20 protein-coding genes are annotated in these 22,913 nt (G+C 65.0%); 9 read left to right on the top strand and 11 right to left on the bottom strand.

Annotated features, from left to right (window positions below):
* The first annotated feature begins 38 nt into the window (after positions 1–38).
* The 5 genes from H7K34_RS02370 to H7K34_RS02390 all read left to right on the top strand — a co-directional run bounded on the left by H7K34_RS02370 (position 39) and on the right by H7K34_RS02390 (position 3,886).
* Positions 39–869, top strand: coding sequence for an undecaprenyl-diphosphate phosphatase (locus H7K34_RS02370; protein ID WP_264060471.1), 831 nt, complete (start codon positions 39–41; stop codon positions 867–869).
* The gene (locus H7K34_RS02375; RefSeq protein WP_264059515.1) at positions 866–1,606 is read left to right on the top strand and encodes a histidine phosphatase family protein; all 741 of its coding nucleotides are present in this window, start codon (positions 866–868) and stop codon (positions 1,604–1,606) included. The genes H7K34_RS02370 and H7K34_RS02375 overlap by 4 nt, the downstream gene beginning before the upstream one ends.
* 63 nt (positions 1,607–1,669) lie before the next feature.
* Entirely contained in the window at positions 1,670–2,257 is a 588-nt protein-coding gene (locus H7K34_RS02380) for a DUF3090 domain-containing protein (protein ID WP_264059517.1), read from the top strand.
* Complete coding sequence (locus tag H7K34_RS02385; protein WP_264059519.1) at positions 2,241–3,065, top strand: SCO1664 family protein; 825 nt, start codon at positions 2,241–2,243, stop codon at positions 3,063–3,065. The genes H7K34_RS02380 and H7K34_RS02385 overlap by 17 nt, the downstream gene beginning before the upstream one ends.
* 53 nt (positions 3,066–3,118) lie before the next feature.
* Complete coding sequence (locus H7K34_RS02390) at positions 3,119–3,886, top strand: 3'(2'),5'-bisphosphate nucleotidase CysQ (RefSeq protein ID WP_264060477.1); 768 nt, start codon at positions 3,119–3,121, stop codon at positions 3,884–3,886.
* Between the two features lie 12 nt (positions 3,887–3,898).
* Here the strand turns inward: H7K34_RS02390 and H7K34_RS02395 are convergent, their stop codons facing one another.
* Positions 3,899–5,449 (bottom strand): aldehyde dehydrogenase family protein, encoded by a 1,551-nt coding sequence (locus H7K34_RS02395; protein ID WP_264059521.1) that lies wholly within the window; start codon positions 5,447–5,449, stop codon positions 3,899–3,901.
* Between the two features lie 146 nt (positions 5,450–5,595).
* On the opposite strand from H7K34_RS02395, the gene mshC reads away from it, so the two are divergent.
* The gene (gene mshC / locus H7K34_RS02400; RefSeq protein ID WP_264059523.1) at positions 5,596–6,831 is read left to right on the top strand and encodes a cysteine--1-D-myo-inosityl 2-amino-2-deoxy-alpha-D-glucopyranoside ligase; all 1,236 of its coding nucleotides are present in this window, start codon (positions 5,596–5,598) and stop codon (positions 6,829–6,831) included.
* Positions 6,832–6,857: 26 nt separating this feature from the next.
* Positions 6,858–7,739, top strand: coding sequence for an SDR family oxidoreductase (locus H7K34_RS02405; protein ID WP_264059525.1), 882 nt, complete (start codon positions 6,858–6,860; stop codon positions 7,737–7,739).
* 28 nt (positions 7,740–7,767) lie between these two features.
* On the opposite strand, the gene H7K34_RS02410 is transcribed toward H7K34_RS02405, so the two are convergent.
* A complete protein-coding gene (locus H7K34_RS02410) occupies positions 7,768–9,267 on the bottom strand; it encodes an amino acid permease (RefSeq protein WP_264059530.1) in 1,500 nt (499 codons plus the stop codon).
* Between the two features lie 96 nt (positions 9,268–9,363).
* Positions 9,364–10,251 (bottom strand): PAC2 family protein, encoded by an 888-nt coding sequence (locus H7K34_RS02415; RefSeq protein WP_372510668.1) that lies wholly within the window; start codon positions 10,249–10,251, stop codon positions 9,364–9,366.
* 376 nt (positions 10,252–10,627) lie between these two features.
* On the opposite strand from H7K34_RS02415, the gene metH reads away from it, so the two are divergent.
* Together metH and H7K34_RS02425 are read left to right on the top strand one after the other, a co-directional pair.
* Positions 10,628–14,368 carry a methionine synthase gene (metH, locus tag H7K34_RS02420; RefSeq protein WP_372510669.1) on the top strand — a complete coding sequence of 1,247 codons (3,741 nt, stop codon included), beginning with the start codon at positions 10,628–10,630 and terminating at the stop codon, positions 14,366–14,368.
* A gap of 70 nt (positions 14,369–14,438) precedes the next feature.
* Positions 14,439–14,705, top strand: a complete 267-nt coding sequence (locus H7K34_RS02425) for a hypothetical protein (RefSeq protein ID WP_264059537.1) — start codon at positions 14,439–14,441, stop codon at positions 14,703–14,705.
* Between the two features lie 10 nt (positions 14,706–14,715).
* Here the strand turns inward: H7K34_RS02425 and H7K34_RS02430 are convergent, their stop codons facing one another.
* From H7K34_RS02430 to H7K34_RS02465, 8 genes are all read right to left on the bottom strand, one after another.
* On the bottom strand, positions 14,716–15,615 hold the full coding sequence (locus H7K34_RS02430) for a class I SAM-dependent methyltransferase (protein WP_264059540.1): 900 nt from the start codon (positions 15,613–15,615) through the stop codon (positions 14,716–14,718).
* Between the two features lie 78 nt (positions 15,616–15,693).
* Positions 15,694–16,461 carry a mannan-binding family protein gene (locus tag H7K34_RS02435; RefSeq protein ID WP_264059542.1) on the bottom strand — a complete coding sequence of 256 codons (768 nt, stop codon included), beginning with the start codon at positions 16,459–16,461 and terminating at the stop codon, positions 15,694–15,696.
* Entirely contained in the window at positions 16,458–17,150 is a 693-nt protein-coding gene (locus H7K34_RS02440; protein ID WP_264060484.1) for a DUF3329 domain-containing protein, read from the bottom strand. Before H7K34_RS02440 ends, H7K34_RS02435 begins: the two co-directional genes overlap by 4 nt.
* A gap of 69 nt (positions 17,151–17,219) precedes the next feature.
* On the bottom strand, positions 17,220–18,470 hold the full coding sequence (locus H7K34_RS02445) for an MlaD family protein (protein ID WP_264059544.1): 1,251 nt from the start codon (positions 18,468–18,470) through the stop codon (positions 17,220–17,222).
* Complete coding sequence (locus tag H7K34_RS02450; RefSeq protein ID WP_264059546.1) at positions 18,467–19,690, bottom strand: MCE family protein; 1,224 nt, start codon at positions 19,688–19,690, stop codon at positions 18,467–18,469. Before H7K34_RS02450 ends, H7K34_RS02445 begins: the two co-directional genes overlap by 4 nt.
* Positions 19,687–20,808 (bottom strand): MCE family protein, encoded by a 1,122-nt coding sequence (locus H7K34_RS02455; protein ID WP_264059548.1) that lies wholly within the window; start codon positions 20,806–20,808, stop codon positions 19,687–19,689. Before H7K34_RS02455 ends, H7K34_RS02450 begins: the two co-directional genes overlap by 4 nt.
* On the bottom strand, positions 20,805–21,824 hold the full coding sequence (locus tag H7K34_RS02460; RefSeq protein WP_264060485.1) for an MlaD family protein: 1,020 nt from the start codon (positions 21,822–21,824) through the stop codon (positions 20,805–20,807). The genes H7K34_RS02455 and H7K34_RS02460 overlap by 4 nt, the downstream gene beginning before the upstream one ends.
* A 28-nt stretch (positions 21,825–21,852) precedes the next feature.
* Positions 21,853–22,908, bottom strand: coding sequence for an MlaD family protein (locus H7K34_RS02465; protein ID WP_264059550.1), 1,056 nt, complete (start codon positions 22,906–22,908; stop codon positions 21,853–21,855).
* Positions 22,909–22,913 lie beyond the last annotated feature (5 nt).

The following is a 22,913-nucleotide window of genomic DNA, read 5'->3' on the forward strand; positions in this document are numbered from 1 at the left end:
CACCAGGTACGGTCGTCGTCGTGGCAGCGGTAGCGGCGATGTCGTGGTGGCAGGTCACCGTGCTGTCTGTAGTGCAGGGTTTGACCGAGTTCCTGCCGGTCTCGTCGTCCGGGCACCTGGCGATCGTCTCCCGGGTCTTTTTCTCCGGCGACGCCGGCGCCTCGTTCACCGCGGTGAGCCAGTTGGGCACCGAGGCCGCTGTGCTGGTCTACTTCGCGCGCGACATCTGGCGCATCCTCAAGGCCTGGTTCGCCGGCCTGGTAGTAAAGGCACGCCGCGATCTCGACTACTGGATCGGCTGGTACGTCATCATCGGGAGTATCCCGATCGGTGTGCTGGGTCTGCTGTTCAAAGACGAGATCCGCTCCGGTGTGCGCAACCTGTGGGTGATCGCGACGGCGATGGTGGTGTTTTTGGCCGTGATCGCGCTGGCCGAGTACCTTGGCCGGCAGACCCGTCACGTCGAGCAGCTGAACTGGCGGGACGCCCTGGTGGTCGGGGCCACGCAATGTCTGGCTCTGATTCCGGGCGTGTCACGGTCCGGGGCGACGATCAGCGCCGGGCTGTTCTTAGGACTCGACCGGAAGCTGTCCGCTCGATTCGGTTTTCTGCTGGCCATTCCCGCGGTGTTCGCCTCCGGGCTGTTCTCGATCCCGGACGCTTTTCACCCGGTTACCTCGGGCATGAGCGCCACCGGCCCGCAGCTGCTGGTGGCCACAGTTATCGCGTTCGTCATCGGTCTGTCCGCGGTGGCCTGGTTCCTGCGGTTTTTGGTGCAGCACAGCATGTATTGGTTCGTGGGCTACCGGGTAGTGGCCGGAGCCGTCGTGCTGACCCTGCTAACGACCGGAACGGTGGCCGCGACATGACCGTCATCTTGCTACGCCACGGCCGCTCGACCTCCAACACCGCGGGCGTCCTGGCTGGCCGCTCCGAAGGTGTCGACCTCGACGACAAGGGCCGCGAGCAATCCGTCGGGCTGATCGACCGCATCGGTGACCTGCCGATTCGTGCGGTGGTCACCTCGCCGCTGCTGCGCTGCCGGAACACGGTCGTGCCGCTGGCCGAGGCGCTGTGCCTGGAGCCGCTCGTCGAAGACCGGCTCGCCGAGGTGGACTATGGCGACTGGACGGGCCGCAAGATCGGCGAGCTGGCCAACGAGCCGCTGTGGCGGGTGGTGCAGGCTCATCCCAGCGCCGCGGTCTTTCCCGGCGGCGAGGGACTGGCACAGGTGCAGGCGCGCGCAGTCGCCGCGGTGCGCGAACACGACCGGCGGCTGAGCGAGGAGCACAACGGTGACGCGCTGTGGGTGGCTTGCACTCACGGTGATGTCATCAAGTCGTTGATCGCCGACGCATACGGCATGCATCTGGACGGCTTCCAGCGCGTCACTGCCGACCCCGCATCGGTGAGTGTCATCCGCTACACCACGCTTCGGCCGTTCGTGTTACACGTCAACCACACCGGCGGGCGGCTGGCCGCCGCATTGCGGGCCGGACCGCCGCCCTCCGGTGACGCCGAAAGTGACAAATCAGAAGAGCCGCAACAACAACCGGCCGAGGCGGAGCCGTCGAGCGACGCGGTGGTCGGGGGAACCACAGACTAATTCCGCTACCGCAACCGATCGAATCGCGTTGCGAGGGCAACAGCCGGTATTTTGGGAGGTGCCATGCCTCGCGCAATTCATGTATTCCGCACACCCGACCGCTTCGTGGCCGGGACCGTCGGTCAGCCCGGAAATCGCACCTTCTACATCCAAGCGGAGGGCGATTCCCGGGTGGTTTCCGTGGTGCTGGAGAAGCAACAGGTTGCGGTGCTCGCCGAACGCATCGGTGCGCTGCTGATCGAGGTGAATCGCCGGTTCGGCACACCCGTCCCGCCGGAGCCCGCCGAGGTCGATGACCTCAACCCGCTCAGCACGCCCGTCGACGCGGAATTCCGGGTCGGGACCATGGGCCTGGGCTGGGACTCGGAAGCCCAGACGGTGGTGGTCGAACTGCTCGCCGTCACCGACGCCGAGTTCGACGCCTCGGTCGTGCTCGACGACACCGATGAGGGTCCCGACGCGGTGCGCGTGTTTTTGACCCCGGAGTCGGCACGCCAATTCGCCACCCGGTCCAATCGCGTGATCTCGGCGGGACGTCCGCCATGCCCCCTGTGTGACGAACCGCTGGACCCTGAGGGCCACATTTGCGCGCGTTCCAACGGCTATAAGCGCGGTGCGCTGCTCGGGTCTAACGATGACCCCCCTGAATAACAGGAGTGACGATCGCGCAGTCTTGCGGGACGGCGAGCTGACCGTTCTCGGACGGATCCGCTCGGCCAGTAACGCCACCTTCCTGTGTGAGTCCACGCGCGACGAGTCCAGCGTGCACTGCGTCTACAAGTCGATCTCCGGTGAGCAGCCGCTCTGGGATTTCCCCGACGGGACGCTCGCCGGCCGCGAATTCGCCGCGTATCTGGTGTCGACGCAACTGGGCTGGAACCTGGTGCCCTACACCATCATTCGTCGCGGTCCAGCTGGTCCGGGCATGCTGCAGCTATGGGTGCAACAGCCCGGTGACGCGGTGGACACCGACCCACGGCCGGGGCCGGATCTGGTGGACCTGTTCCCCGCCCACAATCAACAGCCGGGTTATCTGCCGGTGCTACGAGCCCAGGACTACGACGGCGACGAGGTCATCCTGATGCACGCCGACGACATTCGATTGTGGCGGATGGCGGTGTTCGACGTGCTGATAAACAATGCCGACCGCAAGGGCGGTCACGTGCTGCGCGACCTCGAAGGCCACATCTACGGCGTCGATCACGGGGTGTGCCTGCACGTCGAGAACAAGCTGCGGACGGTGTTGTGGGGCTGGGCCGGCAAGCCGATCGACGATCAAATGCTGCAGGCCGTCGCCGGCCTGGCCGAGGCGCTGGGCGATGAGTTCGGCGATGTGCTGGCCGAACACATCACCTCCTCGGAGATCGCGGCGCTGGGCATGCGGGCACACGCGCTGCTGGAAAACCCGGTGATGCCCGTTCCGAGCCGGCATCGCCCCATTCCGTGGCCCGCGTTTTAAGGCCCGGCATTGGCGTCGGCGATACTGAAGCGGTGAGCCCGGCCCCCGAAGAGATGAGCGATGCCGAATTGGCCGCCGATCTCGCCGCCGACGCGGGGGAGTTGCTGCTGAAAGTGCGCGAGGAGATCGGCTTCGGCCATCCCTGGATGCTCGGCGACGCGGGCGACAGCCTGGCCAATGAGCTGATCCTGCGGCGGCTGCGGGCCGAGCGCCCCGACGATGCGGTGCTCAGCGAGGAAGCCTACGACGATCTTGCGCGGCTCAAGAATGACCGGGTGTGGATCATCGACCCGGTGGACGGCACCCGCGAGTTCTCCACGCCGGGGCGTGACGACTGGGCGGTGCACATCGCGCTGTGGCAGCGTCCCACTGATGGACAGCGCGAAATCACTGATGCGGCAGTATCTTTGCCCGCTCGGGACAACATGGTGTACCGCAGTGACACCGTGACCGACAGCCAGGCGCGGGTCGGTATTCCGCAGACACTGCGGATCGCCGTCAGTGCCACCCGGCCACCGGCCGTGCTGCACCGGATCCGGCAGACGCTGGCGATCCAGCCGGTGGGGATCGGCTCGGCAGGCGCCAAGGCGATGGCCATCATCGACGGTGACGTCGACGCCTATCTGCATGCCGGCGGCCAGTGGGAATGGGACTCGGCCGCGCCGGTCGGAGTGGTGATGGCCGCGGGTATGCATGCGTCCCGGCTGGACGGCTCGCCGATGCGCTACAACCAGCCCGACCCGTACCTGCCCGACTTCGTGATGTGTCGTGCCGAGGTGGCTCCGATCCTGCTCGGCGCCATCCGCGACGCGCGGGGCTAACCGGCTGGCGCGCTATCGACCCAAGCGACGTCGCCAGTCTCTGGCGGACAGCAGCCGGACCGCGTTCTCGACGAAGCGGCCCTTCTTGCGGCTGTAGGGGTACCAGAGCAGTTCGGTTTTTATCGCGACCCGCTCGGCGACGATGCTCTTCTGACGGCAGTACTTACGGATGCCATCGGGCCCGCCGGAACGCGAACCCAGCCCCGACTCTTTCCATCCTGGCATCGGAACCCCGAATTGCAGTAAGCCGGTGATGACGTTGTTGATATTCACTGTCCCCGTATTCATCTGACGCGCAACGGCATTCGCCTTGTCCTTATCCCGCGTCCACACGCTGCCGGCCAACCCGAGATTGGAGTCGTTGGCCTTTTCGATGGCCTCGGCGACATCGCGCACCTTCATTACCGGCAGGGTCGGGCCGAAGGTCTCCTCACGCATGCAGTCCATGCCGTGGTCGACGTCGACCAGCACCGTCGGCTCGTAGAACAAGCCGGCAGGATTGCTCGACTTGCCCCCGACCAGCACCTTGGCGCCCTTGCTGACCGCGTCGTCGACATGGCGGGACACGATGGCCAGTTGCTGCTCGGTGGTCAGTGACCCGATCTCGGCGGAGTAGTCGTGCGCGGCGTCCATGCCCTGACGCAACTGAGATGTTTTGGCCACCAACTTGTTCACGAATTCGTCGTAGATCGGCTCCTCGACGTAGATCCGCTCCACCGAGATGCAGACCTGGCCGCTGTAGACGAATCCGCCCCAGACGGCGCCGTCTACGGACCGGTCGATGTCGGCGTCCGCGCACACGATCATCGCGTCCTTGCCACCGAGTTCCAGGCTGCACGGGATCAACCGCTGCGCGGCCGCGACAGCGATGCGGCGGCCGGTATTGAGCGATCCGGTGAACATCACGTAATCCACGACATCGACCAGGGCCGCACCGGTTTCGCCAAAACCAAACACGACGTCGAGCACCTCGGGCGCACCGATCTGCTTCCAGCCTTCGACCGCCACCTGCCAAGCCAGCGGGGTGATCTCCGAGGGTTTAGACAGCACCGCGCAGCCGGCCATTAACGCTGCGGGTACGTCGAGCAGCGGCACCGATAGCGGGCCGTTCCATGGCGTGATGACACCGACTAGGGGATAGGGCTCGTAGACGATGGTCAGCTTCTTGGTGAGGTTGGCTGCGCCCCACGGACGTACGTTCTGGTCGGCGAGGAATTCCGCGGCGGTGTCGATCCAGTAGTTGACGATTTGCACCGCGGCGATCTCGACACCGGTGTCGGCCCAAGACTTGCCGGTTTCGAGTTGCAGTGGAGTCAACACGTCGTCGCGGTGGTCGAGCATCCAGTCACGCCACTTGCCCAGCCACTCCGCTCGGCCGGCGACTCCCATTTGCTGCCAGGCAGGCTGTGCCGCCCGCAGTCGGTCTGCCAGCGACTTGACTTCCGCCGTGGTGGATACGGGGACGCTGCCGACGATGTCCCCGGTGGCCGGGCATTTGACCACGACTTCCTGGCGAGCGTCCGGTTCGGTTTGGCCTCTCCGATCGGTTGTATTCAGCGACATTGCCATCACCTCACCCAGCGGGGCTCATCGATTTTGCTCGGTATCGGACAGCAAAGCACAGAACCGGCGGTGTCGACACCGTTTGCGGTAGGCAAAGCGGGTGCCCGCAGATGGGTCGTCCCACCCGCCGCGCCTAGAGTCGAAGCATGCAGTCGTGGTCTTCCGCACAGGTTCCGGTGATCCCCGGACGCGGCCCGGATCTACGGCTCTACGACACCTCCGACCGTCAGGTCCGCCCGGTGGCGCCGTGGTCGACCGCCACCATGTACGTCTGCGGGATCACGCCGTATGACGCCACTCATTTGGGCCACGCGGCTACCTATCTGGCGTTCGACCTGATTCACCGGCTGTGGCTGGACCTGGGGTACCAGGTGCATTACGTGCAGAACGTCACCGACGTCGACGACCCGCTATTCGAGCGGGCCGCGCGTGACGGCGTCGATTGGCGTGAGCTCGGCGATCGCGAGGTCGCCCTGTTCCGCGAGGACATGGCCGCGCTGCGGGTGCTGCCGCCGCGCGAGTATGTCGGCGCAACCGAGGCCATTCCCGAGGTAATCGAGCTTGTCGAAAAGATGCTGGCGTCGGGGGCGGCTTACGTTGTCGATGACGAATACCCGGACGTCTACTACCGCGCGGATGCCACGCTGCAGTTCGGCTACGAGTCGGGCTACGACCGGGACACCATGCTGCGCTCGTTCGCCGAGCGCGGCGGCGACCCGGACCGTCCGGGTAAGACCGACGAACTCGACGCGCTGCTGTGGCGCGCCGCGCGGCCCGGTGAACCCAGCTGGCCAGCACCGTTCGGCGCCGGCCGGCCCGGCTGGCACGTCGAGTGTGCGGCGATCGCGCTCAGCCGCATCGGCAGCGGCATCGACATTCAGGGCGGCGGCCGCGACCTGATCTTCCCGCACCACGAGTTCACCGCGGCGCACGCCGAATGTGTAAGGGGCGAAAGGAGATTCGCCCGCCACTATGTGCACGCCGGAATGATCGGCTGGGACGGGCACAAAATGTCGAAGAGTCGCGGCAACCTGGTGCTGGTGTCGGGGCTGCGCGCGCAAGGCGTGCCGCCGTCGGCGATTCGGCTGGGTCTGTTGGCCGGTCACTATCGCGCGGATCGGTCCTGGAGCCAGCAGCTGCTCGACGAGTCGGCCGCGCGGCTGCAACGCTGGCGCACCGCGGTTACGCTGCCCGCCGGGCCGGACGCAACCGACGTCATCGCGCGGGTGCGCAAGTATCTGGCCGACGACCTCGACACCCCTAAAGCTATTGCCGCACTTGATGGTTGGGCCACCGACGCGCTCGATTACGGCGGACATGACGCCGCGGCGCCGGGGTCGGTAACCGCCGCGATCGATGCGCTACTCGGGGTAGACCTGTAGTCGCTGGGGAAGGTACGTTGTCGGCCATGGCATCGGTGCAGGGCAAAGTCGTTCTCATTACGGGCGGTGCCCGGGGAATCGGTGCGGAGGTCGCGCGCCGTCTGCACAATAAGGGCGTCAAACTCGTGGTGACCGATCTGGACAAGGCCGCGCTGGCCGCGCTGGCCGCCGAACTCGGTGGCGACGAGCACGCGCTGACGGTCGTCGCAGACGTGCGCGATCTGCCCGCCATGCAGGCCGTCGTCGATAAGGCCGTGGAACGTTTCGGCGGCCTCGATGTCGCCGTCGCCAACGCCGGTATCGCCAGCTATGGTTCGGTGCTACAGGTCGACCCGGAGGCCTTCAAGCGGGTGCTGGAAGTCAACCTGCTCGGCGTCTTTCATACGGCGCGCGCCACGCTGCCCGCGCTTATCGACCGGCGTGGCTATCTGCTGATCGTCTCGTCCCTGGCGGCGTTCGCGGCGGCCCCGGGAATGGCGCCCTACGACATGTCGAAGGCCGGCAACGAGCACCTGGCCAATGTGCTCCGCCTGGAAGTTGGCCATCTCGGCGTCGGCATTGGCTCGGCACACATGTCCTGGATCGACACCGCTTTGGTTCGCGATACCAAGGCCGACCTGCCCTCGTTCGGCACCCTGCTCAAGAGGCTGCCGTGGCCGTTGAGTAAGACCACCGACGTAGACAGCTGCGCGACGGCCTTTGTTAAGGGCATCGAGGGCCGCAAGGACCGCATCTACTGCCCGCGCTGGGTGGCCGCGTTCCGTTGGCTCAAGCCGGTTTTGTCCACTCGCCTCGGTGAATTGCCGGTCCGCCGAACCACTTCGGAGCTGATGCCTGCGATGGATGCCGAGGTTGCGGCGCTTGGCCGTTCCACCAGCGCGTACAACCAGGAGTTGGGCAAGGCCTAGCGGCTGGCCCGGCACGTCATTTGGATCGCTACTCCGAGGACCGGGGCCGTACCGGCGTGTTGCCGATCGTCGGATAGGGGCCGGTATGGCCCATCCGCTCACTTGCGGCGGCCAGCACCCGGTTGCGCACCAGGTACCAACCGCAGAACAGCGCCGGCACAATGACCACCAGCGACGCGACGGTATACGTGCCGATCGGTTCGTCGAACGCCATCAGCACCAGGATGCCGAGCAGGAACACCAGGGTCAGGTAGCCGCTGTAAGGGGTGAACGGCATCCGGAATTGCGGGCGCTTCAAGATCCCCGCGGTCGTCATCTTGAAGAAGCGCAGCTGGCACAGCACGATAGTGGCCCAGGAGGCGATGATGCCCAGCGCGGCGATGTTGAGCACGATTTCGAAGGCTTCACCGGGATTGAAGGCATTGAGCGCGATACCGAATAGACAGATGACGGCGGTCATCGCGATACCGCCATACGGCACACCGCTTTTCGTCATACGCGATGCGAACTTTGGGCCGCTGCCGCTCACCGCCAGTGAGTGCATGACCCGCCCAGTCGAATAGAGGCCGGCGTTCAGGCTGGACAGTGCCGCGGTCAGCACCACGATGTTCATCAGGTCGCCGGCGCCCTGGAAGCCGATCTTGGAAAAGAAGGTGACGAACGGGCTTTCGCCGGCCTTGTAGGCGGTGTAGGGCAGCAGCAGCGCCAGCAGGGCGACGGAGCCGACGTAGAAGATCGCGATACGGGCGATCACCGAGTTGATTGCGCGCGGCATGATCTTCTCCGGCTCGGCCGTCTCGCCGGCCGCAGTGCCCACCAATTCGACCGCGGCGTAAGCGAATACCACGCCGGAGGCGACCACCAGCAGTGGTATTGCGCCGGACGGGAACAAGCCGCCGTGGCCCTCCCACACGCTGGGCCCGGTGTTGTGTCCGTCGATCTGGTAGCGCCCGGCCAGGAACACAATTCCCACGCCCAGGAAGGCGACCAGCGCAAAGACTTTGATCAGCGCCGCCCAGAACTCGAGTTCGCCGAACCATTCGACGGAGATCAAGTTCATCGACAACACCAGCACCAAGGCGATCAGGGCGAGCAGCCACTGGGGGGCCGCCCCGAAGGCCGTCCAATGATGCAGGTATGTAGCGATTGCGGTGGTGTCGACGATCGAGGTCATCGCCCAGTTCAGGAAATACATCCAGCCCACGACGAAGGCGGCCTTCTCGCCGAAGAATTCGCGCGCGTACGACACGAACGATCCAGACGAAGGCCGGTGCAACACCAATTCGCCCAACGCGCGCAGCATCAGGAAGACGAAGATGCCACACACCCCGTACACCAGGAACAGGCCCGGACCGGCCTTCACCAGCCGAGCGCCGGCCCCGAGGAACAGGCCGGTTCCGATCGCACCACCGATCGCGATCATCTGAAGTTGCCGGGGCTTGAGCCCCTTGTGATAGCCGGCCTCCTCGTTGAGAGGCTCCGATGACGTGCGTGGGTTCGGTTCGGGCGTCTCAGGCAGGGCCGTCATGGGGTCCAATCGTCGTCGTTGACCAACCCCCTCGAGGGGTTGGTCAACGATCTTTTCGTAGTCGAACGAGGACGGCAAGACGAGCGACGCGGCCGGTCACCGTCCGAATCCCGGGCGGCGGCGGCGCAGATACCGCTCGAACTCGGCGGCCAGCGCATCGCCGTCGATCTTGCCCAGGGCCTCGTTCACATCGACCTCGGCGTCGCCGCGTTGCTCCAGCGACACCACGTATTCGGCCAGGTCCTCGTCGTCGGTGGCCATCTCGGTGACCGCCTGTTCCCACTCCTCGGCCTGAGCGGGCAGATCGGCCAGCGGAACCTCGATATCGAGTACGTCCTCGACGCGGCGCAGCAGCGCCACCGTCGCTTTCGGATTCGGCGGGTGCGACACGTAGTGCGGCACCGCGGCCCAGAACGTCACCGCGGGAATCCCGGCGGCCACGCAGGCGTCCTGGAACACCCCGGCGATGCCGGTCGGCCCCTCGTAGCGGGTCTCCTGCAGGCCGAAGCGTTCGGCGGATTCGGCGGAGTAGGCCGCGCCGGAGACCGGCACCGGCCGCGTGTGCGGTGTGTCGGCCAGCAGCGCACCGAGGATCACCACCGTGTCGACATTGAGCTTGTCGGCGATGGCGACCAACTCGGCGCAAAACGTGCGCCAGCGCATGTTGGGCTCCACGCCGTGCATCAACACGATGTCGCGGTCGCTGCCGGGCGGGCGACAATGGCTGATCCGCATCGCCGGCCAGACCAGCTCACGCGTGACTCCGTCGACCTGGCGGATGACCGGGCGGTTCACCTGGTAGTCGTAATAGGCCTCGTCGTCGATCTCCACGATCGGGTGGGCTTCCCAGATGGCGTCCAGGTGCTCCAGCGCATCGCTGGCCGCATCACCGGCGTCATTCCAGCCCTCAAACGCCGCCACGACGATCGTGTTGTGCAGTTCGGGTAGCCCAGCGGCTTCCGGGCCACGATCTGGCAGAGTCACAGAATCAGCCTAAGGCCTGACCGCCCGGGGACTACTCCCAGCCGCGCGGCCAACCAGCACACCAGCGGATTTGCATAGGCCGACTATGCTTGTGGCGTGACTGCTGCGATCCGCAGACTTCACGCTGGGCGACCTCAATGACCAGCGTCGACACGGTCGCGACGAAATACGCTCGGCTGTAATCTCGCTAACTTTGCTAACTATGCCGCGATCGCCAAGCGGGCCGGGGTCGATTGCAGCGACGAACTAGGCGTCCAGACGTCGACCGGATGACGACGTAGACTTTTCTGGTCGAGAGGCGTTGCAACGGTTCTCCGGTTCTTGCCGGTATCCGCCACGCTCGGCAGAGTCAAGGACGCCTTCCGTTACGGAAGGAATGCATGTGACCGCCTTGGAGCCGAACATCCGCCCCGACTGCACCGACGAACTGACGGCCGCTCTGCGCGAGCGGATCATGGTGATCGACGGCGCGATGGGCACGGCGATCCAGCGGGATCGGCCGGACGAGGCCGGCTACCGCGGCGATCGGTTCACGGAGTGGCCGACCGCCCTGCAGGGCAACAACGACCTGCTCACCCTCACACAGCCGCAGATCATCGAGGGGATCCACCGCGAGTACCTCGAGGCGGGCGCCGACATCCTGGAGACCAACACCTTCAACGCGAACGCGATCTCGCTCTCCGACTACGACATGACGGACCTGAGCTACGAGCTGAACTACGCCGGCGCCGCCCTGGCGCGGGCGGCCGCCGACGAGTTCAGCACCCCGTCCAAGCCGCGCTACGTCGCCGGCGCCATCGGTCCGACGACGCGGACCGCGTCGATCTCACCGGACGTCAACGACCCCGGAGCCCGCAACGTCTCCTACGACCAACTGGTCGCCGCCTACCTCGAAGCCGCCAACGGCCTGGTCGACGGTGGTGCCGACCTCCTCATCATCGAGACGATCTTCGACTCGCTGAACTCCAAGGCGGCGGTGTTCGCCGTCGAGACGCTGTTCGAGGAGCGCGGACGCCGCTGGCCGGTGATCATCTCGGGCACCATCACCGATGCTTCCGGGCGGACGTTGTCCGGTCAGGTCACCGAAGCGTTCTGGAACGCGATCAGGCACGCGAAGCCGCTCGCGGTGGGTCTGAACTGCGCCCTGGGTGCACCGGAGATGAGGCCCTACATCGCCGAGATGGCGCGGATCGCGGACACCTTCGTCTCCTGCTACCCGAACGCCGGCCTGCCCAACGCCTTTGGCGAGTACGACGAGACCCCGGAAGCTCAGGCCGGCTACATCGCGGACTTCGCCGAGGCTGGCCTGGTCAACCTGGTCGGCGGTTGCTGCGGAACGGCGCCGCCACACATCGCCGCGATCGCCAAGGTCGTCGAGGGCAAGCCGCCGCGCGGGCTGCCGGAGATCGGGGTGGCCACCCGGCTTTCGGGCCTGGAGCCGCTCAACATCACCGACGACTCCCTGTTCGTCAACATCGGTGAGCGCACCAACATCACTGGCTCCGCCCGGTTCCGCAACCTGATCAAGGCCGAGGACTACGACACCGCGCTGTCGGTCGCCCTCCAACAGGTCGAGGTCGGTGCGCAGGTCATCGACATCAACATGGACGAGGGCATGATCGACGGCGTCGCCGCGATGGACCGGTTCACCAAGCTGATCGCGGCCGAGCCGGACATCAGCCGCGTCCCGGTGATGATCGACTCCTCCAAGTGGGAGGTCATCGAGGCGGGCCTGAAGAACGTGCAGGGCAAGCCGATTGTCAACTCGATCTCCATGAAGGAGGGCGAGGAGAAGTTCGTCCGCGAGGCGCGGTTGTGCCGCAAGTACGGCGCCGCCGTCGTCGTGATGGCCTTCGACGAGAAGGGGCAGGCCGACAACCTGGAGCGCCGCAAGGAGATCTGCGGGCGCGCCTACCGGATCCTGACCGAAGAGGTGGGTTTCCCGGCCGAGGACATCATCTTCGACCCGAACTGCTTCGCGCTGGCGACCGGTATCGAGGAGCACGCGACGTACGGGATCGACTTCATCGAGGCCTGCGCCTGGATCAAAGAGAACCTGCCCGGCGTGCACATCTCCGGCGGTATCTCAAATGTGTCGTTCTCGTTCCGGGGCAACAACCCCGTCCGCGAGGCGATCCACGCGGTCTTCCTGTTCCACGCCATCAAGGCCGGCCTGGATATGGGCATCGTCAATGCGGGTGCGCTGGTGCCTTACGACTCGATCGACCCCGAGCTGCGGGACCGGATCGAGGACGTCGTCCTGAACCGTCGCGAGGATGCGGCCGAACGGCTGCTGGAGATCGCGGAACGGTTCAACAGCGCCGAGAAGGCCGACGACCCGGTGGCCGCCGAGTGGCGCAGCCTCCCGGTCCGCGAGCGGATCACGCATGCCCTGGTCAAGGGCATCGACGCGGACGTCGATGCTGACACCGAGGAATTGCGGGCCGAGATTGCCGGCGCGGGGGGTCGCCCGATCGAGGTGATCGAGGGCCCGCTGATGGACGGCATGAACGTCGTCGGCGATCTCTTCGGGGCAGGCAAGATGTTCCTGCCCCAGGTCGTGAAGTCCGCCCGGGTGATGAAGAAGGCTGTCGCATACCTGTTGCCGTTTATCGAGGAAGAGAAGGTCAACTCGGGCGCCACAGCCGGCAAGGACACCAACGGCACGATCGTGATGGCGACCGTGAAGGGCGACGTTCACGACATCGGTAAGAACATCGTCGGGGTCGTGCTGCAGTGCAACAACTTCGAAGTGATCGACCTCGGCGTGATGGTGCCCGCGCAGAAGATCCTGGACGCGGCGAAGGAGCACGACGCCGACATCATTGGGCTGTCCGGGCTGATCACCCCGTCGCTGGACGAGATGGCCAACTTCGCCGTCGAGATGGAGCGCGAGGGGTTGGAGATCCCGCTGCTGATTGGTGGCGCGACCACCTCGCGCGCCCACACCGCCGTGAAAATATCGCCGCGCCGCAGCGGCCCGGTGGTTTGGGTCAAGGACGCGTCGCGGTCGGTGCCGGTGGCTGCCGCGCTGCTGGATGACAAGCAGCGTCCAGCACTGCTGGAGACCACCGAGAAGGATTACGCGTCGCTGCGCGAACGGCACGCGCAGAAGAACGAGCGGCCGATGCTGACGCTGGAGAAGGCACGCGCGAACCGGACATCGATCGAGTGGGACGGCTACATACCGCCGGTGCCGGCCCAAGGTGTCGGTGTGCGGGATTTTCAGGATTACGACCTCGCCGAGCTACGCGAGTACATCGACTGGCAGCCGTTCTTCAACGCCTGGGAGATGAAGGGCAGGTTCCCCGACATCCTCAACAACCCGGCCTCGGGCGAGGCTGCCCGCAAGCTGTACGACGACGCGCAGGAGATGCTCGACACCCTGATCAAGGAGAAGTGGCTGACTGCCAACGGGGTGATCGGCTTCTTCCCGGCGAACGCGGTCGGCGATGACATCGAGGTCTACACCGACGAGACTAGGACCGAGGTGCTCACCACGTTGCACAACCTGCGCCAGCAGGGCGAGCATCGCGAAGGCATCCCGAACCGGTCGCTGGGCGACTACATTGCGCCCCGCAACACCGGTCTGGCTGACTACGTCGGCGCCTTCGCTGTCACCTCCGGGCTTGGCAGCGGAGACAAGATCGCAGAGTTCAAGGCAGCTCTCGACGACTACAGCGCGATCCTGTTGGAGTCGATCGCCGATCGGCTGGCAGAGGCTTTCGCCGAACGGATGCACCAACGGGTGCGCAAGGAGTTCTGGGGATTCCAGGCTGACGAGCAACTGGACAACGACGCAATCATCGGTGAGAAGTACGTGGGAATCCGCCCAGCACCGGGCTACCCAGCCTGCCCGGAGCACACCGAGAAGGCGACGCTGTGGGAGTTGATGGATGTGAGCGCGCGGACCGGCATCGAGCTGACCGAGTCGATGGCGATGTGGCCCGGCGCCGCCGTTAGCGGCTGGTATTTCTCGCACCCGCAGTCGCAGTACTTCGTGGTCGGCCGGATGGCCCAGGATCAGGTCGCCGACTACGCGAAACGCAAGGGCTGGACCCTGGCCGAGGCCGAGCGCTGGCTTGCCCCCAACCTCGGTTACAACCCGGAGGACTGACCAGTCCAAGTACTTCACCGGCTAAGCTCGAGGGACATTCAGGAAAGGGATGTTCGTGCTTGAGCGAGAGTTGAACCGCATCGCCGACATCGTTGTCGAAGTCGTCAATGTCACGGCCCTGCATGTGCGGCGCATCGTGGCAGCGCTGTGTACCGCGCTCGGCAGGACGAAGCGCGAAGTCAGCGACTTAGCCTGGGACTACAGCGAACTGGCGGCAAGCCTTCGCAGATCGGCCCGCGCCGGCAGCACCACGACCGGCGATCGCGATCAGACGGCGGAAAGCCAGGAGATTGCCGACGTGATCTCGATCGAGCTGCGCCGCCGGCAGGCCAACTGAGGCGACCGACTCAGCCCAGCACTGCCGACAGGTAACCGGCGGCATCACCCAACGATGACAGTTCGTCCTGCGGAACCTGAAAACCGTTGGCGGAGAACGCCTGCTCGGTCGTTCGAATGTCGACCCGCCAACCGTGCTCGCCGAGATACTCACCGGCGCTATTCCGATCACCGGTGTAGAACAACTCGGCCAGATTGATCTTGGAGCCGATGCGCCGCGACCTTTCGGTGAGCCTTTCCGCCCAATCTGCCGGAATCCTGCTGAAATCCATGTGCTCGCTGGCGATCCGGCTGCCCGGCGCTGAGAGCCGGGTGACGTTGTCGAACAACCGGTCCTGTGCCTCCGGCGGCAGGTAGACCAGCAGGCCCTCGGCGCTCCGCGCGGTCGGCTTTGAGGTGTCGAGTCCGGCGCCGACGAGCGCCGCGGGCCAATCCTCGCGGAAGTCGATCGCGACCGTGCGACGTTGCGCGGGCAGCTTCGCGCCCAGATCAGCCAGCGTGCGGGTCTTGAACTCGATCACCTCGGGTTGGTCGATCTCGTAGATCACCATGTCCGCCGGCCACGGCAGTCGGTAGGCCCTGGTGTCCAGGCCGGACGCCAGAATCACGGCCTGTCGTACGCCCGCCTCGGTGGCTTGCCGGAAGAAGTCGTCGAAGTATCGGGTGCGCACGGTGATCTGCTCGATCACGGCCTGCCGGTTCATGACGGGATCGTCAGTGTCGCCGAGCTTTCCGTCGATCAGCTTGATAAAGGTGTCGCTGCCCACCGCGCGCACCAGGGGGTCGGCCCACGGGTCATTCAACAGCCGATGTGGCTCTTGCGAAGCCATCGCACGCTGGGTCGCGACCGCCGTCGCGGTCGCGCCCACGCTGGACGCCAAATCCCAGGTGTCGTTCTCGGTGCGCGCCATGGCGGCTCCTTGGTGTCTCCGCGTTAGTTAGCTGACTTAACCACCGCTACTGTACGCGGAGACCGGCGAGGTCGCCGCCTAGATGCGCAGCACCGGGCGAAGCGCCGTGAGCGGGATGTGTGCCGAGACGGTGCCGCCGTCCATGTACCACTGCGGCAGCCCGGGTGAGAAGTTGATCGGCTCGTCGTGGCCGACCGGATAGTCCGGCATGTAAATGATCAACTCGTCGGGAGTCAGCGCCCACGCCTTGTACGCGCCGGAGTACACCTTGTCGGGCGTCCAGCGGTCGACGACAAACGGGTACGTCCCCGGGTCATGTGGCGGCGGAGCCTGATTCAACGCGGTTTCGATGTAGGGCTGCGCCAGCGGCGGGATGGCGGTCAGCGGATTGCCGTTGGTGATATCGGTCAGCTGCAGCCGCCGGCCGCTGGCCATGTCGAACGTGAAGGTGCGGTAGGCGTTGTTGGGTTTGGGCCCGTTGGCGTGGTAGTCCTCGTGGAACACCACGCTCAGCAGGTTGCCGTGCCGGAAGATCTCGTAGTTCTCCTCGCCATAGCTGTCGGCGGCCATGCTCGTGTTGGCGTTGCGCCAGTTGTTGACCAAGGTGTGCAGGTAGTCGCGCAGCACGCCGCTGGTGGCCGGGTTGTCGATGAGCTCACCCGGTAGTGCGACCTTGATGTCGCGGACGGCGTTACGTTCTGACGTCACCGAGGTGTGGCAGTACTGGCCGTCCCAGTCGCCGCCGAGCTCGCCGCAGAACGACGGGGCAGACGCTCGTGCGTAGGCGGCGTTGGGAATCGTTGCAGCGGAGGCTAATACGAGCGCCGCGAGGACTCTTGCGATCACAGCAGCTGAACCTTGCTGGCCCGCCAACGGTCATCGACCTTCTCCATGGTCATCTTGATCCTGCTGCGGTCGATGCGCGGATCGGGTGACTGCGAGTTGGCCACGGTCTGATCGATAAAGACAAGTACCACAACCTTATTCGTGGATTCGGATTGAATGGCCGAGTCCACCACCACCCCGTGTGCACTTGCCTTGTTGTCGATCAACAGCTGTCGAAGCTGCACGCTGGACTGGGTGTACATGTCCTTGAACTCGCCGGTCGCGCCGTCGAGCACCTGCCTGAAATTCTCGTCGACCTTGTTCGCGTCGATGCTCGTCAGCACCTGCGCGTAGGCGATCGCCGCCTGCTGGGCCTGCTGGCCGGCCACCTTCACCTGGTGCTCTTGCCATAACTTCCATCCGAGGAAGCCGGAAACGGAAAGTGAGGTGACCAGTAACAGCGGGACCAGGCTGCGACGCAGATATCTCCCCCAGGGCCGCTCGCGAAGCGCGACCTTCTCGCGCTTCGGTTTCTTGGCCTGACGCCCGAACGGAATATCCTCGTCGTCCTCGGCTGTCGCTTCAGTGCTCTTGGATTTGGCCTCGGTGGATTTCTCGGCGTCAACGTCCTTGACGTCGGCGTCGGAGTCTTTGGCGTCGGAGTTGTCGACGTCTTCGGGTTCGGCTTCTGAGCCTGGCGCTTCGGGCATTTCGGCCTCGGCAACTTTCTCGGATGTAGCGGTCACAATCTTCTCCTAGCCTCGAGCTTAGGTTGGTCGTCAGTGCGGCGGTTCGATCGGTAGCGAGGGACCGCCGTATGGCGTGGGAATCGTGAAGCGGCCCTTCGGTGTCGGGTCGGTTCTTCGTCCCAGGTCCGCTCCTAGCGGCGGGCCGGCGGTGTCGTCGCCGCCCGGACGCGGCGCGTTCTTGGCTCCGCGGATCGACACGGCGGGGTCGGTGTCGCGGCAGTAGGTGTACATGAACGGCTCGTAATAGTCCGCGGCCGACGAGGCATGCGCGGGCGTCCCGTAATCGCACACGTAGCGGGGATAGAGATCGGCGATCGCCCAGACTCCGTGGTCATGAAAGGCGCTCGCCACGGCGTCCAGCACCGAGCCGCGGTAGTCGGGGAACAGCGCGTTGAGCGCCGGCACTCGCTGGTAGAGCAATTGCGACATGGTGGCCATGCTGCCCAGCAACTGCACCATTGTGTCGGAATTGTCGGAGAACAGATTGTCGACCGCCGACAGTGCGCGTGGTGTCTGCATGGTCAGCCTCCGGTAGCCGGCTTGCATTCGGGCAACCCCGGACAGCGTGCGGTTGAGTTCGGTTGCGGTGGCGGCCAAGCCGGCGTTCTTGTCGTTCGCCAGGGTGAGCACCACGCGACTGGTCTTGATGATGCTGGTCGTTTGGGGCAGCACCGAATCGAGCGTCGACAACAGGAACGTGCCGCCGTCGACGATCGCCGCCAGTTTCGCCGGGCCCTCCTTACTCAGGCTCAGTTCCTTCTTGATCAGCTCGACTTTGCGCGGGTCGACCTGTGCCAGCAGACCGTCGGCGTCACCGAGCAACCGCGCCAGGCTGACCGGGACGGTCGCGTGGTCCGGGCTGAGGTGGCTGCCGTCGTGCAGATACGGCCCGGCATCGGATTCGGCTTCGAAGTTGATGTACTGCTCCCCGGCCGGTGACAGCGCCGACACGTGCACGACGCTGTTGGCCGGGATCCGCACCGTCGACGAGATGCTGGCGACGGCGTTGACTCCGGTGTCGGTGATCTGTAGTGACTCGACCCGCCCGATGCGCACCCCCCGCAACGCGACATCCTGGTTGGGCAGCAAGCCGCCGGATTCCGGCAACTGCACGGTGACCCGATACGACGATGCGAACGGCGTCACCCGCAGGGCGCCGATCAGCAGATACGCGGTTGCGACGACCAAGGTCAGCACCAGTCCCAGCACCGACAGCCAGACCTGTTGGCGGTGGCCGGCCCGCACCACCCGAACCACGGCATTGGCGATGGCGGCGATCATGGCTGAGGTCCGGGTGGCGGTGGGCCCGGCGCCGGCGGGGGAGGGCCGGGGGCGATATCGATTTGTCCCGGAACAGTCGGGTCGGGAATGACTGGAACCTGCGGAGAATTCGGCCCCCGCCCGACCACGCGTTCCTGCAGCCGCCACAGGGTGTACTTCAGGGTGCCGACGAGCAGGTTCACGTTGTAGTGGTGTGGTCCATGCAGCCCGATGTCGCCCGGAAAGCCGATGTCGGGAATCGATCCGAGGATCAGTTTGTCGACCCCCACATGCACTGAAATCGCGCTTCCCGCAGTCGATTTGACCAACGGGGGAATCATCCTGTTCAATGCGTAAAAGCTGGTATCCGGGCTTACCGCGACGTCATTGGCTGCCCCGGCGATGGTGTTGAGGTCGCGGATGATGCTTCGGCCGCTGGTGTCGGTTCCGCCGACCGAAGGGAACCTGGCCAGCAACCGGGAGGTGTCACCCACCTGCACGGCGAGGTTGGAAAGCTCGGCGGTGTTGTCGGCCAGGGTCGCGGTGGCGGGCCTGGCCGCGGTCATCAGATCGGTGATGGCGGCGTCTTTGGCGTCGAGTTGGTCCGCCAGACGGGACAATTGGGTCAATGCGGTTGAAATCTGGTCGGACCGCGTGTCGAGTGTGCCGACCAGCTGGTTGGACTTGCTGATCAGTTGTCCGAAAGCCTGGCCTTGATCGCCGGTCGCCTTGCCGAAACCGTTGATGATGTTGGTGAAATTGCGCACGGCCCCACCGTTCACCAGGATCGCCGCCGAGCTCAGCACCGACTCGACGGTCGCGGCGGCCGCCGTCGAATCCAGGCCAATGGTGTCGCCGTTGTGCAGCATCGGATCGCTGGCGGGATCATCTGCGGGAGGCTTCAGCGCCACGAATACGTCGCCGAGTGGTGTGGCGGTACGTAATTCGGCGGTGCTGCCCCGCGGCAGCTGCACGCCGTTTCTGATCCGTAGCGTGGTGACCGCGGTGTAGTTGTGCGCGCTCATCGCTTCGACCTGCCCGACATCGGCGCCGGCGAGTTTTACCTTCGCGTTCATTGGCAGGTTGAGCGCGTTGGAGAACACCGCGGTCAGGGTGTATCCCCCCGAACCCAGCCCCGGAGCCGGAAGAGGAAGGCTGGCAAGGCCATTCGTGGCACATCCCGAGCTGATCAGGACCGTGGCCGCGAGGGCGAGCATGTTTCGGGCGTCGGCGGTGATCATTTCTGCCCCATCGCGGCCATGCCGTCGAGCACATAGGTCAATCCGAAATCCGGGCCGAAGTCCTGGATTGTGCCGGTGCTGCATCCGAGTTGCCGCAAGCCCATCAGGTTGCAGATCTCTTTGGTGTACTGGCTGTCGAAGGCCAGCCGGTCGGTCAGGAAGCGCGCGCGCACGGCACCGTTGGCCCGGTCAATCATGTTGTAGGCGTTGTCGGCAAGCATCGGCGCTACATCGAGGAGTTCGGCGAGGTCGCGCCGCTGGTCGGTGACTCTTTTCAGCGTGGAGTTCCCATTGAGCAGGCTCTGCTTGATGGTGTCCCGGTTGGCGTCGAGCAGGTCGCCGGCCCGTTGGACCAGCTGGTCGAATCGTCTTCCGGTATTGCCGCTACCGATCTCCTCGTCGGCCATGATCTGGCTGACTTGGTGGATGGTGGAGGCGAATTCGCGCAGTTTGCCGTCATTGGCCGCCACTGCATCGAACAACGTGCTGATGTTCTTGATAATCGTGGTGATTTGCTCGCGAGTCTGAGCGCCGCCGTCGCTGGAAAGGCGCAGTGCGTGGGACAGTTCGTCGAGCGCCGATTTGATCTGCCCGCCGTTGCCCTCGACAATTTTAGTTCCGTTGTTGAGCACGTCGGCGACGGGTCCGCCGCCGTGACCATCTCCCTCGAGTGACTTGGTCACCTTGTCGAGGACATTGAGCACGCGGCTGAATTCGACCGGTGTCTTGGTCCGGGTCAACCCGATGGTGTCGTGGTTTTCCAGGACCGGGCCGCCACGGTAGGGCGGCGTGAGCTCGATCTGCCGGTCGGTGAGGATGGAGGTGGACACCGTGACGGCTTGGGCGCCAGCGGGAACCTTGACGTTGCGGTCGACGGTGAATTCGACTTCGACGTAGCCGCCCTTGGGGGTGATCTTGATGATCTTACCCACCGGCATACCCAGTACCGCGACCACATTGCCCTGGTAAAGACCTGAGGCGCTGTCGAATTGGGCTGTCACCGTGATGGTGTCCTGGTCAGATCCCAGATACCACCAGCCGATACCGGCGGTTGCGGCCAGCACCACCAGGGCGGCGCCGATGGCCAGCGCCTTAGGCCTGAGTTTCGATGTCGTCACTTGCAGTCCTTGAAGTATTCGATCATGCCGAACTGCTTGGCGCGGCCGCTGATTGCGCACATCCACGAGTCGATCAGCGGGACGTTGTTGGCGTTGAAATTCACCGCATTGCCCTCGCCGGTCAGGTTGGCGGCCTCCCGGAAGAAGATCGGGCTGATCTGCAGCAGGCTGCCCAGCAGGTCGTCGTGTTTGGCCATCATGCCGGTGAAGTCGCGCATGTCGGCGATCAGCGAGTCCAGACCTGATCGATCGTTGACGACGATCTGGCTCATGGTGTCGACGAGGTTGGTCGGTGATTGCATCATGGCGTGGAAAACGGCTCGCCGCGCGACGAATTGGCCGAGCAGGTCCTGCCCCTGGTTGATGAGATTGCCGAGGCCGGCTTGTTGGCGGCGCAACGTGTTGGTCACCCGTTCGGTGCTTTCCAGCAACTGGCCCAATTGGTCACGGCGCACCGCGATGATGGATGACAGCGATCCGATGTTCTTCATGGCCTGCGGTACCACCGCGGGCAGGCCCGCGAGCTGCTTGCCCAGCACCGCGAGCGACTCAGCGAATCTGTCGGAGTCGACCTGTTCGAACGTCGTGGTGGCGTCCTTCAGTGCCGATTGCAGATCGTAGGGAACCTCGGTGTGCGACAGGTCAAACGTGTTGTGTGGCAGCGCCGCCGGGCCGTCGGGCTGCACCGCCAGATAGCGCGAGCCCAGGATGGTCGTGACCTTGATCTTGGCGCGAGAATCCTTGCCCAGCACCACGCTGTCGCGGATCTTCAGGCCCGCCTCGACGTGATCGCCGGCGAGTTTCATGCTCGTCACCTCGCCCACCGGGATACCCGCGACCGCGATCGGGTTCCCGGGCCGCAGCGAGGCGGCTTGCAAAAACTCCGCGGTGTAATGCCGGTATCCGGCGCCGAGTGCGTGCACCGCCAGCATGGCGCCGATCAGCACCGCCACCACCGCGACGGCGATAAACCCGAGCCACGTCTTGTGATAGCTCTCCAACGGACGCTTCTTCATCGCCGAAAGTCGAAGCCGCACGGATGAATCAGCCACCAGCCGTGCTCCTGCATCTCGGCGTGTGCCACATCTTGTTTCCCGGGGTGGCGGCGGCGACGATGATCGGCACCACATCGTTGAGGCCGGGGAAGAACCCCATGAAGTTCACGTCACACACGTAGGCGTTGCCGTAGGCGCCCTGGTTGCCGACTCGGACCAGCCCTTTGAGCAGCAGCGGGATGTTGTCGCCGAAGAAAGCCACCTGCGGTTCGACATCCATCAGGTGCCTGGCGACACCGGGTTTGCGGTCGACGAATTCGCGCAGCGCCGGGTATACGTCGGTTGCCGAGGCCGACAGACGGCCCATTACCCGAGACAGTGAACCCAACGAGGAGACCAGCTCGGGACGCCGTCGGTCGAGTTGGTCAACGACCTCGCGGGTTTGGGTGATGACCCCGTCTAGATTGTCGTTCTGCTGGGCAAGATTGCCGACCACCTTGTTGAGGTTGGTGATCACGGCGCCGAGAGCCTGGTCTCGACCGGCGAAAGTTTGTGTCAGCGTTGATGTTTGGCTGATCAACGTGGTCAAGGACGAGCTGTCGCCCTGCAGCGACGTGATGATGCCCTTGGTGAGGTTGTCGGCGTCCTGCGGGTTCAGCAGGCTGAACAGCGGCTCGTAGCCGTTGAGTAGCGCGGTGACATCAAAGGATGGCTCGGTGCGTGTCAGCGGCAGAACACTGTTGGGCGCCAACAGCTCTTGGCTGCCCTCGGAGCCCAAAGTCAGCCCGAGGTAGCGCTGTCCGACGATGTTCTGGTACGTCACCGAGGCGACGGTGTTCCCGTACAGGTGTTGTTCGGTCTGCACCACGAACGAGACTCTCGCGAGTTTGCCGTCCAGCTCGACGCTTTCCACTCGGCCCACCCGCACCCCGGCCATGCGGACGTCGTCGCCTTCCCGTAGCCCGTAGACATCGGTGAACAACGCTGAGTACTTAGCGGTATTGCCGGCAACGTCACGGCGCAGGCTCACGTAGACCAGCCAGGTGAGGGTCAACGCGACGACCATGAACAAGGTGAGGCCGATCAGCGGGCCACGAAATCTCATTTGCA

This window comes from Mycobacterium montefiorense (assembly GCF_025823255.1).
Taxonomy (GTDB): Bacteria; Actinomycetota; Actinomycetes; order Mycobacteriales; family Mycobacteriaceae; genus Mycobacterium; species Mycobacterium montefiorense.

Bases quoted from the DNA above. Each gene is read 5' to 3' on its own strand.
- H7K34_RS02440 (WP_264060484.1), bottom strand. From the start codon at position 17,150: ATGCCCGAAGCGCCAGGCTCAGAAGCCGAACCCGAAGACGTCGACAAC.
- H7K34_RS02450 (WP_264059546.1), bottom strand. From the start codon at position 19,690: ATGATCACCGCCGACGCCCGAAACATGCTCGCCCTCGCGGCCACGGTC.
- H7K34_RS02430 (WP_264059540.1), bottom strand. From the start codon at position 15,615: ATGGCGCGCACCGAGAACGACACCTGGGATTTGGCGTCCAGCGTGGGC.
- H7K34_RS02465 (WP_264059550.1), bottom strand. From the start codon at position 22,908: ATGAGATTTCGTGGCCCGCTGATCGGCCTCACCTTGTTCATGGTCGTC.
- H7K34_RS02460 (WP_264060485.1), bottom strand. From the start codon at position 21,824: ATGAAGAAGCGTCCGTTGGAGAGCTATCACAAGACGTGGCTCGGGTTT.
- H7K34_RS02445 (WP_264059544.1), bottom strand. From the start codon at position 18,470: ATGATCGCCGCCATCGCCAATGCCGTGGTTCGGGTGGTGCGGGCCGGC.
- H7K34_RS02380 (WP_264059517.1), top strand. From the start codon at position 1,670: ATGCCTCGCGCAATTCATGTATTCCGCACACCCGACCGCTTCGTGGCC.
- H7K34_RS02395 (WP_264059521.1), bottom strand. From the start codon at position 5,449: ATGTCGCTGAATACAACCGATCGGAGAGGCCAAACCGAACCGGACGCT.
- H7K34_RS02370 (WP_264060471.1), top strand. From the start codon at position 39: ATGTCGTGGTGGCAGGTCACCGTGCTGTCTGTAGTGCAGGGTTTGACC.
- H7K34_RS02385 (WP_264059519.1), top strand. From the start codon at position 2,241: ATGACCCCCCTGAATAACAGGAGTGACGATCGCGCAGTCTTGCGGGAC.
- H7K34_RS02410 (WP_264059530.1), bottom strand. From the start codon at position 9,267: ATGACGGCCCTGCCTGAGACGCCCGAACCGAACCCACGCACGTCATCG.
- H7K34_RS02405 (WP_264059525.1), top strand. From the start codon at position 6,858: ATGGCATCGGTGCAGGGCAAAGTCGTTCTCATTACGGGCGGTGCCCGG.
- H7K34_RS02375 (WP_264059515.1), top strand. From the start codon at position 866: ATGACCGTCATCTTGCTACGCCACGGCCGCTCGACCTCCAACACCGCG.
- H7K34_RS02390 (WP_264060477.1), top strand. From the start codon at position 3,119: ATGAGCGATGCCGAATTGGCCGCCGATCTCGCCGCCGACGCGGGGGAG.
- metH (WP_372510669.1), top strand. From the start codon at position 10,628: ATGCATGTGACCGCCTTGGAGCCGAACATCCGCCCCGACTGCACCGAC.
- mshC (WP_264059523.1), top strand. From the start codon at position 5,596: ATGCAGTCGTGGTCTTCCGCACAGGTTCCGGTGATCCCCGGACGCGGC.